This window comes from Mycoplasma marinum (assembly GCF_004335975.1).
Lineage (GTDB): Bacteria > Bacillota_I > Bacilli_A > Mycoplasmatales > Metamycoplasmataceae > Mycoplasma_K > Mycoplasma_K marinum.
The window spans coordinates 1-2,271 of the sequence record NZ_PSZO01000051.1 but is presented as its reverse complement, the minus strand read 5'-3'; the positions used below and the strand labels follow the sequence as shown (position 1 = coordinate 2,271).

The 2,271-nt window shown below is 25.9% G+C and carries 1 protein-coding gene; it reads right to left on the bottom strand.

Annotated features, from left to right (window positions below):
* On the bottom strand, window positions 1-2,271 hold a 2,271-nt coding region (locus C4B24_RS04585), incomplete at both ends, for an SIR2 family protein (RefSeq protein WP_131599599.1).

Sequence of the window (2,271 nt, the reverse complement as noted above, 5' to 3'; positions counted from 1 at the left end):
TTTAATTTCAAAGTATTCTTTGTTTAGTAATTTTGTTACGTTATCATGAGAAAAATTATATTTTTGTGTTATCAATTTGAAAATTAATGTTTTTGCTTTTTTATTTTTATTAATATTATCTAAAATATATCTGATTTCCTTATTGTCCCAAAAATACTCGCCATAATATTTTAGTTTTAGTTTTAAATTTGATAATTTTAAAATTTCATTGAAAAGATTGTTAGAAAATTGAGTTGTTAGCTCTAAATGAATTTCATTAATTCTTATAAAGATATCTTGTGGAGGAGTTATTTCTAATCAATGTGTTTCCTCATAATGATCCATATAAGCAAAATACTCATCTCATGTTGCACATTGATATTTTTTATTTTTTAAATTTAAATCTCTACCTCAATTATCTATTTTTTCTAAAAAATCATCTTTTAATAACTTATATAAGTCAACATCCATATTATTTGTTATGTAATTCTTGATTGCGCGCTGTTTACCCAAGGTTAAATTTTCTTCGCTGATAACTTTTGTAAATTCATCAAAATCTTTAATAATTAAGTTTTTCCTCATTGTTGCTCCATCATATTTTGAATATTTAATAATTCCAAATCCTTCATGTCCCAGAAAATGGATATTGGAGGGGAATGTATCAAATTCTAACTGAGATTCTTCCATGAGCGCAAGATATTCGCCTTGTTTTTTTGATTTTATGAATACAAAATACATTAATTCATGAATAAATCATTGTTTTCTTGTATTTTTTTCATTTTGCATTAGCAAATTCAATCGCTCGAGGTTATTCATTATAACTTGCCTGTATGGTTTGAAGTTAAAAATCATTAAAATTTTTCAAGTGTGACGAACCGTATAATTTGTATCAATAAACCCCAATAAACCATTATAATCTATAAATTCTTCATATAAAAAGGGTTGCCTTTTATTATCAAAATCATTCTTGAATAACTTATACATATTTGAATTTTTATCAGGAAATTGATTTAAATATATGTATTCCTTTGCTAACGGTGATAATTCTGAAAACCCAAAATTATCCACTGCATATTTAATTATTCCACTTTTTTCATTTGAATCATTATGGAAAATGAAAAATACTAAGCACCTCAAAATATTTTTATGTTTAAATATATCTTCCTTTTCATCTACAAAATGAATTTCCCTATTTATGAATCTCTTTATAGAATCACCACGCCTATCGTAACCAAAAGGCATATAATCCAATAAAAGTTTATCAGCCTTAATTAAAATCATTTGAAATTCTTCCTTATTATAAATTTCACCTCTAATCATATTAAGTCACTCAATAGGCAAGACCTTTGCAAACATCATAAATTTTTTCAAAGAATTTTTTTTCAATTTTTTATCATGTTTTTCCAATCAATATATAGGCCTAACAAGGATATTGTTATTTTTATCAATCCAATTTATTTTTGCATAAAATTCTTCTAAAGAAATCGGTTCTTTTACCTCCGCTAATAAATTTAAAAACCTTTCGTATAACTCATTATCTACTATGTCAGTTCTTTTGGAAATTTCTCCAAAATCCGTAGTAAAGTTATTATCTTGTGTGCTTATAGAAAGTTCCTCTCAAAAAGTTTTAAAGTCTTCTTCATATTTATGACCAAAATTTATATTGACTATTTTTACACCTAATTTAGAGTATATCTCCTTTAATTTTTCGTAATAAAAGGCATCTCATGTTTCATGGACTACCAGAATAACATCTTTATGCCCGTCAGTAATTTGAAAATCTTTAAAAACTCTCAACAAATGTTCTTCAGAAAGAGACGATCCAATTATTACTACAGTCTCAATCACTTGGTCCGTCTCTTCATCTTTTTCTTGTTTTGGCATTAATATTGCACTTAATTTATCTTCAACTATTTTAGAAAATTCAACATAATCCCCCAAAGTTAAAAGTGATTTGGAATTAATTTGGTTTTTGTCATCAACAACACCGTGCAAGTGTATTATCTCTTCTTCGTGATTTTTTGAATCGTGTTCAATGAAATTTATTGCTTTTCTACCCAAAATCTTCTCTAAAACTTTATCATAATTTAAAGTCATGATCTTCATTTTATTTCCTAATTTTTTTAATAAAATGTCATAGCCTTCAATGAATCACTCATTATCAGAATAAGAAAGAGGGTCAATTTCTAATTTGGGCCTCTCACTATTAAATGAAAGTATTAATTTATTATCGCCGATTTTTTTAATTAGAGACTCGGAAATTAGTCGACTTTCAAATTTTGTATATCTTTT